We start from the raw sequence: 12,670 nt of genomic DNA on the forward strand, positions 1-12,670 counted from the left end.
CACACCCGTCCCATCGATCCGACGGATGGAACCGCACCCGCGGCGGATTAGGCTTTCGGGCGTGGCAGGCAGCACTCCCAAGAAGAACGCCCGGAAGAAGCACACCGGCAAGAAGAGCCAGGGTCCTCAGAAGCAGAAGCCGCACGGCGACGCGCAGAAGGCCCATGTCTCGCGCGACCCCGCGCACGTCGAGAAGGCGACCCTCGGCGACTGGATCGGTGCGGCGCGTCTGCGCACCCTGCCGCTCGCCGTCGCACCCGTCATCATCGGCACCGGCGCCGCGCTCATCCCCGACGTCCCGTTCCACTGGGTCATCGCGCTGTGCTGCCTCGTGCTCGCCGTCTCGATCCAGATCGGCGTCAACTACGCCAACGACTACAGTGACGGCATCCGCGGCACCGACGACCACCGCGTCGGCCCCGCCCGACTGACCGCGAGCGGCACGGCGTCGCCGCGCGCGGTGCTCACCGCTGCGCTCGCCTTCTTCGGCATCGCGGCGGTCGCAGGCCTCGCGATCATCATCCGCACGGGCCACTGGTGGATGCTCCTCGTGGGAGCCGCGTGCCTGGCCGCCGCGTGGTTCTACACCGGCGGCAAGCGCCCGTACGGCTATGCGGGCCTCGGCGAGCTGTTCGTCTTCGTCTTCTTCGGGCTCGTCGCGACCGTCGGCACGACGTACGTGCAGGCGGATGCCGTGCCGCAGGAGTCCTGGTTCGGCGGCGTCGTCGCGGGGCTGTTCGCCTGCGCCGTGCTCCTTGCCAACAACCTCCGCGACATCGACCAGGATCGCCTGTCGGGCAAGCGCACGCTCACCGTCCGCATCGGCAAGCGCGCGACGCAGGTCGTCTTCACGGTGTTCATGCTCGTCCCGTTCGCGATCGTCGCGTTCCTCGCGCAGTTCTACCCGCGCGCGTGGCTGGGGCTTCTCGCCCTCATCCCGGCGCTCTGCGCGGTCCTGATCGTCTGGACCTACCGCCGCCCGCGCGAACTCGTGGTCGCGCTGAGCCTCACGTCGCTGACGTCGCTCGCGGTCGCGATCTTCCTCTTCGTCGCGTTCGCGCTCTGAACCCCACGGCGCCGAACCCCACGGCGCCGAGCCTCAGACCGAGGTGCGGCGTCACTCCTCGGTGACGGCGTCCTCGGCATCCTCGTCGGTGGTCTTGCGCGTGCGGGCACGGCGCTCCGCGAGACCGGCGGTCATGTCGTCGAGCGGGCGACGCAGGAACAGCGTCGAGAGGCTGAGGCCGATGAGAGCCGCGAAGATCGCCGCGAGCCAGTAGTACTCGCGCATGATCGGGAAGAGCATCATGATGCCGAACGGCACGAGGAAGGCCAGCAGGCGCAACACCGTGTAGACGATCGCCGAACGAGCACGCATAGCCCCAGTTTAGGCCGCGCGCCAGCCCTCTCGCCCCCGGGGCCGTTCCGGGCGAACGTACATTCCGCGCGCCTAGGTGTACTGATCGGGAACGTTGATCAATCGTGAGAAGGGCGGCTGGTTGCCGCGGGCCGTGTGGGGACGATGCTGGTTGTATTGGTGGAGCCAGGCTTCGAGAGAGTCGCGGCGTTCCTGCTCGCTGATGTAGCAGCGGGCGTAGGCCCACCCGTCGGCCATGGTGCGGTGGAACCTCTCGACCTTCCCGTTGGTCTGCGGCCGGTACGGACGAGTCCGCTTCGGGGTGATCGACAGTGCTTCGCAGGTGTCGCGCCAGAGGTGCGATCGGTACGCACCACCGTTGTCTGAAAGCACTCGCTCGATCGCGACGCCGCGGTCGGCGAACCAATCAACGGCCCGACGCAGGACAGCGACAGCGGTGAAGGCGGTCTCGTCGTCGTGGACCTCGGTGTAGGCGACTCTGGAATGGTCATCGATGACGGTATGCACGAATGCATATCCGAGCTTCGGATTGCCATAGACGTTGCGTGACTTGTCCTGCGCCGCGGCGCGGTTCTTCTCGCCTTGGTGGCGACCAACGTAACGCCAGCCGCCACCGTCGGGGATGTTGCCGAGCTTCTTCACGTCTACGTGCACCATTGATCCCGGATGATCGTGCTCGTAGCGGCGGACGGGCTCACCTGTTTCGCGGTCGACATGAGAGAGTCGGTTCAAGCGGGCTGATCGCAAGATTCGATGAACCGTCGACGGCGCGATGTTGAGTCTCGCAGCGAGCTGGACCGGACCTTCCCGCAGACGCATTCGTAGGCTGACGCACCTCTTAGTCACGGTCTTGGACGTCTTGCCAGGAGACCTCCGTGGCCGCGAGGAGCGATCCTGCATCGAATCGCCGGCGAGGTATCGATCGACCCAGCGCTTAATTGTCGGCCAGGACACTTGAAAGCGGGCCGCCAGGCGGGGGATCGACGTCGCCGCTGGCCTCCCTTGCTGTGGTCCGCAAATCAGTGTCGCTCGCGAACAGGGGCCTGCAGGGTGACGTGTCCCGTCACGCTGTTGACCTGCCGATAGATGCCGAAACTGGTCAGGTGTCGCTTCTCTAGCTCGGCATCGATCAGGACCCAGGCATCCCCGATGCTCTCTGGCGGTCCATCGAAGGTGACCGTTACGCCTTCCGAGGCCTCCGGCACGACGATCCTGCTGACCGCCTCAGATTCGGGGCGCGTCGTAATCCCGGCTGAGACGGTGATCTGGTCGTCGTCCGTACCGTCATACAGAAGCACGATCTCTTCATCGGTGTGAGGGAGGTCCCGGTGCAACTGTTTGACGGCGTGACCGATCTCGGTCTCGTCAAGGACGGTGGTGCTCAGCCCCCAAATATTGAGGCTGGGCAGTGCGGTGATGGACAGATTCATGATGATCTCCATGGACTTGCTCTGGATGATGTCCAGCCGGTGCTGAACGTGGACCAGACGTGTTGAAGCCTCGGTGATCTGCCGCTGCAGGGCGTCTACCTGGTGAGTGAGAAGCACTTCCAGAGTGGACTGCTCAAGATGCGGATCGAGCAGCTGCCCGATCTCGGCCAAGCCGAACCCCAGCGCGCGCAGTTCCGCAATGGCACGCACGCGCCCAAGCTGGCTGTCCTGGTAGCGCCGATAGCCGGTTACAGGGTCGGTAGTAGCTGGGGTCAGCAACCCCTCGCCTTCCCAGTGCCGCAGCATGCGCCGCGAGACACCAGTGCTATGCGCGATCTCTCCGATACTCAACATGTCGACCCCCACCAGACCGCATCACACAGTGTCAAGGTCAATGCTCCCAGAGAGAGTCGCTCTACCAACGTCTCCGGTCAGTACAGCTAGCGACCTCTCACGAGGCGCCACGCCACGCCGCGACGGGCGTCGACGCGCTCGACCTCGCCTTCGTCTCGCAGTTTCTGGGCGGCCCATCGAATGTCGTACTGCCAGGTGTAGAAGAGATCTTCCGCCGCCCTGAGGTCCTGTTCGTGCCGTCGCCACACGACCTTGCTCACGTCCACGACGCGACCTTCGCCTCCAAGATGGCAGCAAAGAACCCCGGTCCCTGCGGGGGACCGGGGTCACGGGGCGGAGACGGTGGGATTTTCGCCCATCTGTTCTTTGTCCTGCACTTTCATCGCTCTCGCGAAGGCAGTGTCTGCCCCGCGTCAAGTCTTCCTCGACGACCACGGCGACCGACACCAGCGGCCACGCAGTCTCCGGACCGCCCCACGTAGAGGCTCGCGGGCTCCTCTCCGTGGTTCCGGGAAGGACATCGCCGCCAGCCACAGTCGGACAGAGCGCGGCTTCGCCGCGCGCGCCCTCGCGACGGGGGCTCTGGATGGACGCGAGTCGGAGGTCGCTCCATCGGATGAGCCACCTTCGGCATCGCCCGTGCGCGATCTGCGGTGTTGATGGGCTCTTCGGACATCTGGTGGGGATCAGGGGGTGAGTCCGCCGGCGGCGAGGAGCATGCGGAGGCGGTAGTTGGTGCGGTTGCGGTAGCCGCGGGCGAGGCGGCGGTGGAGCTCGATGATGCCGTTCACTGCCTCGGTGGGTCCGTTGTTCGCCCGTCCGGTGGTGAAGTAGGCCAGGAACGCCTCGCGCCAGCGCCTGAGGGTCCGCCCGAGGCGGGCGACCTCGGGGATGGGGCAGGTGTGGAAGGAGTCCAGGATCTTCTCGGCTCGCTTCTTGCCCGCGGCGGTGTCCCTGTCGCGGTAGGTCGCGCGGAGGTCCTGGGCGCAGCGCCAGGCGATGTAGACCTCTTCGTGGGCGGGGTCGGCCTGGATCGCGGTGGCGAGGCGGTCCAGCTGTTTGTCGGTGAGGTTCTCCGCCCCCGGCCCGCAGGATCGTCTGGATGCCGTAGAGGGGGTCACCCTTGCGGCCGCGGTGGCCCAGGGTGGTCTGCTGGACGCGGCGGCGGACCTCGTCCACGACCTGGGTGCCGAGCTTGACGACGTGGAAGGCGTCCAGGACCGCGACGGCGTCGGGGAGCTCCTCGTCGATCGCGGCCTTGTAGCCTCCGAACGGGTCCAACGCCGCCACGGCGATGTTCTTGCGGAAGGTGTCTCCGCGGGCGGTGAGCCAGTCGGTGTAGGCCTTCTTGGACCGGCCCGGGACCAGGTCCAGCAGCCGGAGTGCACCCGTCCCTGCTCGTCGCGGGTGAGGTCGACCATCCCGGTCAGCTCCTTCGGCCCCTTCCGGCGTGGGTCGCCGTGGTGCCAGATGTGTTCGTCGACCCCGAGGCTCTTCACGCCCGCGAACCGCTGCTCCTGGCTGTCGAGGTGTTCCAGGACGGGCTTGATCGCGCGCCACATCGTCTTCCACGCGATCCCGAGCTGGCGGGCCAGGCCGCTGATCGTGGCGTGCTCACGCCGCAGCTGCTCCATGGCCCAGGCAACGGCCCGGGCCGTGACCGATCCCCGCGCCCGGACCAGGTCGGGGACCTGCTCGGTGAACGTCCCCCGCGCACACGCGGGATCGGGGCAGCGCCAGACCCGTTGCCGCCAGAGCAGCACGACACGCGTGCTCCCGTGGGGCACGTCGGGCAGGCGCCGGACCCGCCGGCCCCGGCTCGGCGCGACCACCCCGCAGTCCGGGCAGCCCATCAGCTGCGACGGCGTGGAGACCTCCACGCGCATATGGCCGTCGGTGCGCTCGACGCCCTCGACATGGACCACACCCTCCAGCCCCAGGAGGAGATCACAGCGCGGGCAGGGGTCACCTGTGGAAGGCGCGCGCACGCACGCCGTGGCGTTGGTCAACGTCGAGGTCCTTGAGACGAATGGTTGCTTGGTCGCTACCGATCATCGAGGACCTCGACCCCTACCCAACCCCGATCACACCCCGACCCTCACTCCCCACCAGATGTCCGAAGAGCCCGGTGAGCTCCTCCTCCAGCGCCGCCTCCAGGACCTGTTTCGTCAACCCGGTCAACAGGCCGCCCGGGCCGACGAGATCGACCCCCGCCTCCCGCGCCTGGTCCACCAGCCGGTGAGCCAGCGCCTGCTTGTCATCCTCGCCCATCATCATGGGCTCGATCGTCTCGGTCATGCTGCCCGCTTCCCCGCCAAGCACCATCCCGGCGTGTCAGGCCAGACCCCCGCCCACCGTTCTTCTGACACTCCCCGTCAGGGTTGAGCGGCGTCGAGTTGTCCGAGCGTGAACGTCCAGCCTTCCCGGTAGGCCTCGGCGGGCGCATCGTCCTCCCACGGCCCGCTGTGCAGCACGGTGACGCGTGTGCCTTCGGCCACTGGCTCGAGTCGGATGTCGACCGCCTCGTCGGGCACCTCGCCCTCGGCGTCGCGCCACTCCCACGTGTACGCCAGGTGCGTGGGTTCCTCGACCACGAGGTAGACACCTCGGAGATCGATGCCCGCTCCCGGCGCCTGGATTCGGTATGTGCCGCCGCGGCGCGCATCGGCCTCGATGTGCACGTCGCTCCAGTGGTTCCACCACCAGGTGCGGAGCCCATCGGCGGTGGCGAAGGCGGCCCACACACGTTCGATCGGGGCGGCGATGACGCGCTCGAGAGTCATCGGCGCGCGCGTGATGCTGCTCCATCGTGCGACGCCGTCGGACTCGATCTGCTCGTCATCGGGCGCGTCGGTCGCAGCGGCGCCGAGCGACCGCGCGAGCGCCTGCAACGTCTGCTCCCAGCCGCCTCCATAGCCCACGGCGTGATCCGGCTGCTCGAGCGTGTGCTGGAGCTCGAGCGTGGTCGTGCCCTCGTCGGCTGGTGCGATGCGTGCCGTGATGACGCTCTCGGGCTCCCCTTGCCATGACCAGGCGACGGCGATCTCGTCGTCGCCGCACCTGAGCACGCGCCCCTCGGCGACATCGTGCTCGTCACCGAGAACCACGGTGAACCGGTCCCCGACCTGGCTGGGCTCGCCGTTCACGGTGCCGAACCATCGTGAGAGGCGGTCGACGTTCGCGCACGCGTCGCGGACCTCGGCGGGACTCGCGCGGTAGGTGCGCCGAAACGTCAGCTGCGGGCGCTCGCGGGTACCGGTGAGCGCTCTCGAGACCACGCTCAGATCATCTCTCGTCATTCTGCATCCTCCTGGTGGCGGGCTTCTCTTCGACCTCGTGCGAGCTCCGTCTCCAGCGCGTCGAGCCGCTGTGGCCACAAGCGCGCATAGCGCTCGACCCACCCGGCGACCTCGTCGAGGGCACCGGGCACGAGACTGTAGAGGCGCCGGGATCCCACGGGCCGGGCCTGGACGATCTCGGACTCTCGCAGCAGCCGCAGCTGATTCGAGACGGCGGGCTGCCCGATGCCGAACTCGACCATGACGACCTCGCCGACCTCGCCGGCGGTGCGCTCACCATCGGCGAGCACCTCGACGACGCGTCGACGCACGGGATCGGCGAGAACGGCGAACTGGCTCACGTCACGCACGGTATCATCTGTTAGTGATATTTATCAATGGCGATATGTCGCTCCCGCCCATCGACGGGTGTGCCGGCCTCGATGTTGCGACGCACCGAGCGGGCCAGCTGGTCCGCGTGTGAGCCATCGGCCGGAACGGTCGCGAGGATCGTGCGCGCTGGGTCTTGCTGGCCGCTGAGCCACAGCGACGCCGACGCCACTCCACCCTCGGCTACCGTACCCCCGCGGACGTCCACGCCGAGCACACACGTCAGACCGCAGCCGCGGCCTGATCAACAAAGAGACTGTCTAAGAAACTTGACACAGCCCATTGGGCGCCTTGCGCCGTGTGGAAGGACAGTGCGGGTTCGAGCCAGGCGTCGAGCCCGGCCCCCTGGAGGGTAGCCTGTTCAATGCTGATCCAGCCGTCGCCCATGGGGCGGTCTGCTCCCATCAGCGCGGGGTGGGCGCCGGGGCGGGCGAGAAGGTCCTTCGCGGCCGCGGGGTCGATGCGCAGCAGGAGTTCTCCCGCTCGGCGCGCGGCGACGACCATGCGTCCCTCGATCATGAAGGACACGCCGCCGAACATGGACACTTCACGAGGGCTGCGGTCACTTAGCGCTTCACGTACCCGCTCGATGAGGTCCTCCTGGTCCGTCATCGCCCGCCCTTCTCGATGTACTCGGGTCCGCTGTAGTGCAGGTTCAGTGACGTGATGCGCCCGCCGTCGAACGTGAAGAACTCCGCGAAGGTCATCGGGCCGCCGGGCATGGTTGCGGTGTAAAGCACGGCCGACCCGTGAGGACTGTGCACGTCGTGGATGATCTCGATCTGCTGGACCGTCCCGATGAAGCCGGCGGCGCCGACTAGGAAGCCCTCGGTCGCATCGGGGAGATGTCCAGCGAGGGAGCCGGTGAAGTCGAGGTGGTCGCCCAGCAGGGGTCGCAGGGCGGCTCCGTCCTGGTAGGCGTCGATGCCGGACTCGAGGATCCGGTAGTAGTCCTTGAGGACCTGTGGTGAGTCTGAAGACAAGGTGGCAGACATGACTCTCCTTGGCGTGAGAATAGTGCTTGATACTTTCAAGCAGATACTTGATAAAGTCAAGGGGGTCACGTGAAGTCCTACGGTCAGCTTTGTTCAATCGCCCGCGCGCTGGATATCGTCGGCGATCGCTGGACTCTCCTGATCGTGCGGGAGCTCCTGATCGAGGGTGAACTGCGCTTTGGTGAATTGCAACGGGGCCTGCCCGGCATTGCGACGAACTTGCTCACCCAGCGCCTGCGGGACCTCGAGACGGACGGTGTCGTCATCCGCGAGCCCTCATCGGGCACTTCGGGCACACCGACATACCAGCTCACCGACCGCGGCCGGGCCCTAGATGGAGTGCTGCGTGAGCTTCTCAAATGGGGCGCCCCGACAGTTCCGGATGCACCGAGCGACGCGATCTTCCAGATGCATTGGCTCAGCCAACCAGCTCGATTCCTCCTCAAAGATCACCGACCGGACGATCCCGCGGTCGTCATCCGGTTCGGCACCTTCGTCGACGGCTTTGACCTCACCGCAGCCAGCGGCACCATCACGGTGAACCCCTGCCAACGCGACACCAGCCCCCTGGCGACGGTCACGGGGCCGGGGCCGATCCTGGTGGCACTCCTGCAAGGCGCGATGCCCCTACCCGCTGCTATCGCACGAGGTGTGCAGGTCGCTGGTGATGCCGGAGCCTTGACGCGAGTGCTCCCACCGCCTCCGCCCGCGTCAACTAATGTCCCCGGTCAGTACACCTAGGATGGCCTCGTGGTGCGAATCCTTCTGCCGGCAGCGCTGCTGTTGCTCGCCTTCTGGGTGTACAGCATCGTCGACTGCGCCATCGTCTCGCCCACCCGCCACCGTGGCGTGAGCAAGCCGGTCTGGATCCTCATCGTCGTGCTGTTCCCCGTGCTCGGCGGCATCCTCTGGTTCGTCGTCGGCCGCGGCCGCGAGCGCGCCCCGTCGGTCTACCGGGCGCCCGACGACGACCCGACCTTCCTCGGGTCGATCGGGTCGATCAGCGATCAGGACGAGCGCATCCGCCGGCTCGAGGCGGAGCTCGCCGCGCTCGACGCCGAGGACGCCGACCCCGACGGACCGCCTCGCCCCGCCGCCGGCTCCGCCACGCCCGACGACGAGGGCGACACGCCCCGCGGCGCGCACGGCTGACCCGTGGACGAACCGCGCACGGCCGACGAGGACGCATCCCTGAGGCACGCCTCCCGCAGCGCCGCACCCGCGACGGATGCCGCCGCCGCCCTCCTGGCGCGGCTCGTCGAACTGGGCGTCCGCCACGTCGTCGTGAGCCCGGGCTCGCGCTCGCAGGCCCTCGCGCTCGCCGCGGCGGCGCTCGAGGAGCGCGGCGCGGTGGCGGTGCACGTCCGCATCGACGAGCGCGTAGCGGGCTTCACCGCGCTCGGGATCGGGCGGGAGACCGGCATGCCCGCCGTCGTCCTGTGCACGTCGGGGACGGCCGTCGCGAACCTCCTCCCGGCGGCGCTCGAGGCGCATCACGCCGGGGTGCCGCTCGTCCTCCTCACCGCCGACCGCCCGCCCGAGCTCCGCGGTGTCGGCGCCAACCAGACCACCCGCCAGCCCGGGATGTTCGCACCGAGCATTCGGCTCGAAGCCGACCTCCCGGTGCCCGAAGAGGTCGACGACGACGGCGCGGGCGAGCAGTCCGCCGCCCTCCGGCGCGTCGCGGACGAGGCGATCGCCGCGGCGCTCGGCGCCGGCACGCGCCAACCCGGGCCGGTGCACCTGAACCTCCCGTACCGCGAACCGCTCGCGGGCGCCCTGCCCGCGTGGTTCAGCATGCCGACGGTCGAGCTGTCGACGACCGGAACCGACCCCGACGACGTCGCGGCGGGCGAGCCGCCCGTCGAGCCCGAGCCGTCCGGCGCGCTCTACCAGGGCGGCGGGGGGATCGGCGAGTCGAACCGCCCGACCGACCCCGACCTCGACCCGCACGTGCTGCGTCGCGGCCCGCGCACCGTCGTGGTGGCCGGGGCGGATGCCGGGCCTGCCGCCGAGGCACTCGCGCACGCCGGCGGATGGCCCCTCGTCGCCGAGATCGTCTCGGGGTCGCGCTTCGGACGCAATCTCGTGCACGGCTACCGAGCGCTCCTCTCCGACCCTGACCTCGGCGGGCGCGTCGAACGGGTGATCGTGTTCGGGCATCCCACGCTCAGCCGCGAAGCGACGCGTCTGCTGTCGCGCGACGACGTCGAGGTCTTCGCCGTCCGCGGACCGGGGGAGCCGCTCAACCTCAATGGCTCGACCACCGCCATCGACGCCGTGACCGTCGCGGTCGGTGACATCGACCGAGACTGGTTCGGGGCGTGGATGCGCGCGTCGCGCGCCGCCGCCGTCGACCTCACGCCCGCGGCGCCCGATGCGGACGCCCTGGCATCCGCCGTCCCGAGCGAACGACTCGGGGCGATCGCCGCGGAGCTCGAGGTCGCCCGCGCCAAGATCGATCGGACGACGCTCGTGGATGCCGTATGGCGCGCGACCTGGCCGCACGATCGCCTGCTCTTCGCGTCGTCGCGGCTGGTGCGGGTCGCCGACGAGGTGCTCGGCGGCAAGAAGGTGCCGGTGCACGCGAATCGCGGCCTCGCGGGGATCGACGGGACGATCGCGACCGGTCGCGGCATCGCGATCGCGAGCCAGGCGGGCGGAGCCCCCGGTGTCACGCGCGTGCTGATGGGCGACCTCGCGTTCCTCCACGACGTCGGCGCGCTGCTGCTCACGCCCGGCGAAGAGCTGCCGCGCATCCAGGTGATCGTCGGGAACGACGGGGGAGGGACGATCTTCGACGGGCTCGAGGTGGCATCGGTCGCCTCGCCGAGCGCCATGGATCGTGTGCTCTACACGCCGCACGCCGTCCGGCTCGCAGCTCTCGCCGACGCCTACGGCTGGACGTACGTGTCCGCCGCGACGCGCACCGAACTGGACCAGGCGCTGACGGCGCCCGTCACCGGGCCGCAGCTCATCGAGGTCGCGCTCGCGCGCTGAGCCCGGTGCGCCCCTCCCTAGACTGAGCCGGATGCCGACGACGTCCACCCTCCTCGTGACCGACCCCGCCCGGCCCCGGTGGGACGGCGACGGGCCGCGACCGCTGCCGATCCACTTCTGGGAGCCGGACGGCCCCGGTCCCCACCCCGTCGTCCTCCTCTCGCACGGCACCGGCGGCAGGGCGAGCGACCTCGCCTGGCTCGCAGAAACCCTGTCCCGCGCCGGATTCCTCGTCGCGGCCACCGACCACCACGGCAACACGTCGGCGGGCGACTACCTGCCCGAGGGCTTCGCCTTCGTGTGGGAGAGGCCGACCGACCTCTCCCGTGTGCTCGACGTCGTGCTCGCGCGCGGAGACGCCGACCCCGCTCGCGTCGGCGCGGCGGGGTTCTCGCTCGGCGGGTACACGACGATCGCACTCCTCGGCGGGCGGATCGACCCTGTCGTCGCGACGCTCGTACTGGCGGGGGCCGCACCGCTTCCGCCGCTGCCGGAGTACCCGGACCTCGTCGACGCGTTGCGCGCACGCCACGACGAGGCTGAGATCGCTGCCCCCATCGCGGCGGGAGCCGGTTCGCGACGCGACGCGCGGGTGCGGGCGGGATTCGCGATCGCCCCGTCGATCGGTGCGCTCGTCGACCCGGCGAGCCTCGCCGAGATCACCGCGCCGCTCGCCCTCCGGTGGGGCGACGCCGACGACAACGCGGTGCCCGAGGACAACGCGCTCGCGTATCTGGCGGGGGTGCCGACGGCATCCGGTCACAGCGTCGGAAGCGATATCGGCCACTACGTCTTCCTGGCGGCGAGCGAGGACCCCGGTGACGTCCGCGGGACCGTGGCACAGGATGCCGTGGCGTTCTTCACCCGTGAGCTCGCGTCATCGGCCAAGATGTGACCATGAGCGACACCTCTTGGAACGACGACCCGTCCCGGCTGCTGCGCGTCACCGACGGCTTCCGCCTGGCCGAGGTCGACCCCGGCGCGACACCGGGGTACCGCGACGGCAAGAAGAGCGGCGAGAACGACCTCGCGCACGGCACGAAGCAGTTGGACGAGCTGCAGGAGCGGCTCTACGCCCAGAGCCGCGTCGTCCCGCAGAGCCCATCGCTGCTCCTCGTGCTGCAGGCGATGGACACGGCGGGCAAGGGCGGGATCGTGCGGCACGTCATCGGAGCGACCGACCCGCAGGGCGTGCACCTGAAGGCCTTCAAGGCGCCCACCGAGGAGGAGCGAGCCCACGATTTCCTGTGGCGCGTCGAGAAGGAGGTGCCGGGGGCGGGATACATCGGCGTCTTCGATCGCTCTCATTACGAGGACGTGCTCATCGGTCGCGTGCGTTCGCTCGCGCCGCCCGAGGAGATCGAACGACGATACGGGGCGATCGTCGATTTCGAGAAGCTGCTCACGGATGCCGGCACCCGCATCGTCAAGGTCATGCTGCACATCTCTCCCGACGAGCAGAAGAAGCGTCTCGCGAGCAGGCTCGACCGCCCCGACAAGCACTGGAAGTACAACCCCGGCGATGTCGATGAGCGCAAGCTCTGGCCCGACTACATGGACGCGTACCAGAAGGTCTTCGAGCGGACCTCGACCCCGGATGCCCCGTGGTACGTCGTTCCCGCCGACCGCAAGTGGTATGCGCGGCTCGCTGTGCAGACGCTGCTCATCGACGCGCTGCGCGACATCGACCCGCAGTGGCCCGCCGCCGACTTCGACGTCGAGGTCGAGAAGGCCCGCCTCGCCGCGACCTGACCGCCGTGACGTGACCGCCGTGACGTGACCGCCGTGACGTGACCGCCGTGACCGGTCGCCGAGCGGGCGGCGCCGCCGCGGGTCGACAAGTGT

The 12,670-nt window shown here is 69.1% G+C and carries 15 protein-coding genes and 1 pseudogene; 6 read left to right on the top strand and 10 right to left on the bottom strand.

Annotated elements, in window-relative coordinates:
• Positions 1–61 precede the first annotated feature (61 nt).
• Complete coding sequence (locus AC3ENQ_RS06745) at positions 62–1,066, top strand: 1,4-dihydroxy-2-naphthoate polyprenyltransferase (protein ID WP_431802949.1); 1,005 nt, start codon at positions 62–64, stop codon at positions 1,064–1,066.
• A 51-nt stretch (positions 1,067–1,117) separates the two neighbouring features.
• Here AC3ENQ_RS06745 and AC3ENQ_RS06750 read toward each other — a convergent pair whose 3' ends face one another.
• The 10 genes and pseudogenes from AC3ENQ_RS06750 to AC3ENQ_RS06795 form a co-directional block, all read right to left on the bottom strand.
• Entirely contained in the window at positions 1,118–1,378 is a 261-nt protein-coding gene (locus tag AC3ENQ_RS06750; protein ID WP_431802951.1) for a DUF4229 domain-containing protein, read from the bottom strand.
• A 72-nt stretch (positions 1,379–1,450) separates the two neighbouring features.
• A complete protein-coding gene (locus tag AC3ENQ_RS06755) occupies positions 1,451–2,401 on the bottom strand; it encodes an IS481 family transposase (protein ID WP_431803329.1) in 951 nt (316 codons plus the stop codon).
• On the bottom strand, positions 2,398–3,174 hold the full coding sequence (locus AC3ENQ_RS06760) for a MerR family transcriptional regulator (RefSeq protein ID WP_129458821.1): 777 nt from the start codon (positions 3,172–3,174) through the stop codon (positions 2,398–2,400). The genes AC3ENQ_RS06755 and AC3ENQ_RS06760 overlap by 4 nt, the downstream gene beginning before the upstream one ends.
• Positions 3,175–3,248: 74 nt before the next feature.
• Positions 3,249–3,422 carry a hypothetical protein gene (locus AC3ENQ_RS06765; RefSeq protein WP_431802953.1) on the bottom strand — a complete coding sequence of 58 codons (174 nt, stop codon included), beginning with the start codon at positions 3,420–3,422 and terminating at the stop codon, positions 3,249–3,251.
• Positions 3,423–3,848: 426 nt separating this feature from the next.
• A pseudogene (locus AC3ENQ_RS06770) lies at positions 3,849–5,171 on the bottom strand (ISL3 family transposase).
• Between the two features lie 61 nt (positions 5,172–5,232).
• A complete protein-coding gene (locus AC3ENQ_RS06775; RefSeq protein ID WP_431802955.1) occupies positions 5,233–5,460 on the bottom strand; it encodes a hypothetical protein in 228 nt (75 codons plus the stop codon).
• Between the two features lie 77 nt (positions 5,461–5,537).
• A complete protein-coding gene (locus AC3ENQ_RS06780; RefSeq protein ID WP_431802957.1) occupies positions 5,538–6,461 on the bottom strand; it encodes an SRPBCC family protein in 924 nt (307 codons plus the stop codon).
• Entirely contained in the window at positions 6,458–6,802 is a 345-nt protein-coding gene (locus AC3ENQ_RS06785; RefSeq protein ID WP_431802959.1) for an ArsR/SmtB family transcription factor, read from the bottom strand. Before AC3ENQ_RS06785 ends, AC3ENQ_RS06780 begins: the two co-directional genes overlap by 4 nt.
• A 250-nt stretch (positions 6,803–7,052) precedes the next feature.
• Positions 7,053–7,442, bottom strand: a complete 390-nt coding sequence (locus AC3ENQ_RS06790; protein ID WP_431802961.1) for a TfoX/Sxy family protein — start codon at positions 7,440–7,442, stop codon at positions 7,053–7,055.
• Complete coding sequence (locus AC3ENQ_RS06795; protein WP_431802963.1) at positions 7,439–7,825, bottom strand: nuclear transport factor 2-like protein; 387 nt, start codon at positions 7,823–7,825, stop codon at positions 7,439–7,441. The genes AC3ENQ_RS06790 and AC3ENQ_RS06795 overlap by 4 nt, the downstream gene beginning before the upstream one ends.
• Before the next feature lie 69 nt (positions 7,826–7,894).
• Between AC3ENQ_RS06795 and AC3ENQ_RS06800 the strand changes: the two genes are divergently transcribed.
• The 5 genes from AC3ENQ_RS06800 to AC3ENQ_RS06820 are packed head-to-tail and all read left to right on the top strand — an operon-like array spanning position 7,895 to position 12,577.
• Positions 7,895–8,566, top strand: coding sequence for a winged helix-turn-helix transcriptional regulator (locus AC3ENQ_RS06800; RefSeq protein ID WP_431802965.1), 672 nt, complete (start codon positions 7,895–7,897; stop codon positions 8,564–8,566).
• A gap of 9 nt (positions 8,567–8,575) precedes the next feature.
• A complete protein-coding gene (locus AC3ENQ_RS06805) occupies positions 8,576–8,977 on the top strand; it encodes a PLD nuclease N-terminal domain-containing protein (protein ID WP_431802966.1) in 402 nt (133 codons plus the stop codon).
• Between the two features lie 3 nt (positions 8,978–8,980).
• Complete coding sequence (gene menD / locus AC3ENQ_RS06810; RefSeq protein WP_431802968.1) at positions 8,981–10,825, top strand: 2-succinyl-5-enolpyruvyl-6-hydroxy-3-cyclohexene-1-carboxylic-acid synthase; 1,845 nt, start codon at positions 8,981–8,983, stop codon at positions 10,823–10,825.
• Between the two features lie 31 nt (positions 10,826–10,856).
• The gene (locus AC3ENQ_RS06815; protein ID WP_431802970.1) at positions 10,857–11,720 is read left to right on the top strand and encodes an alpha/beta hydrolase family protein; all 864 of its coding nucleotides are present in this window, start codon (positions 10,857–10,859) and stop codon (positions 11,718–11,720) included.
• Between the two features lie 2 nt (positions 11,721–11,722).
• Complete coding sequence (locus tag AC3ENQ_RS06820; RefSeq protein WP_431802972.1) at positions 11,723–12,577, top strand: polyphosphate kinase 2 family protein; 855 nt, start codon at positions 11,723–11,725, stop codon at positions 12,575–12,577.
• Positions 12,578–12,670 lie beyond the last annotated feature (93 nt).

This window comes from Microbacterium sp. bgisy203, assembly GCF_057706945.1.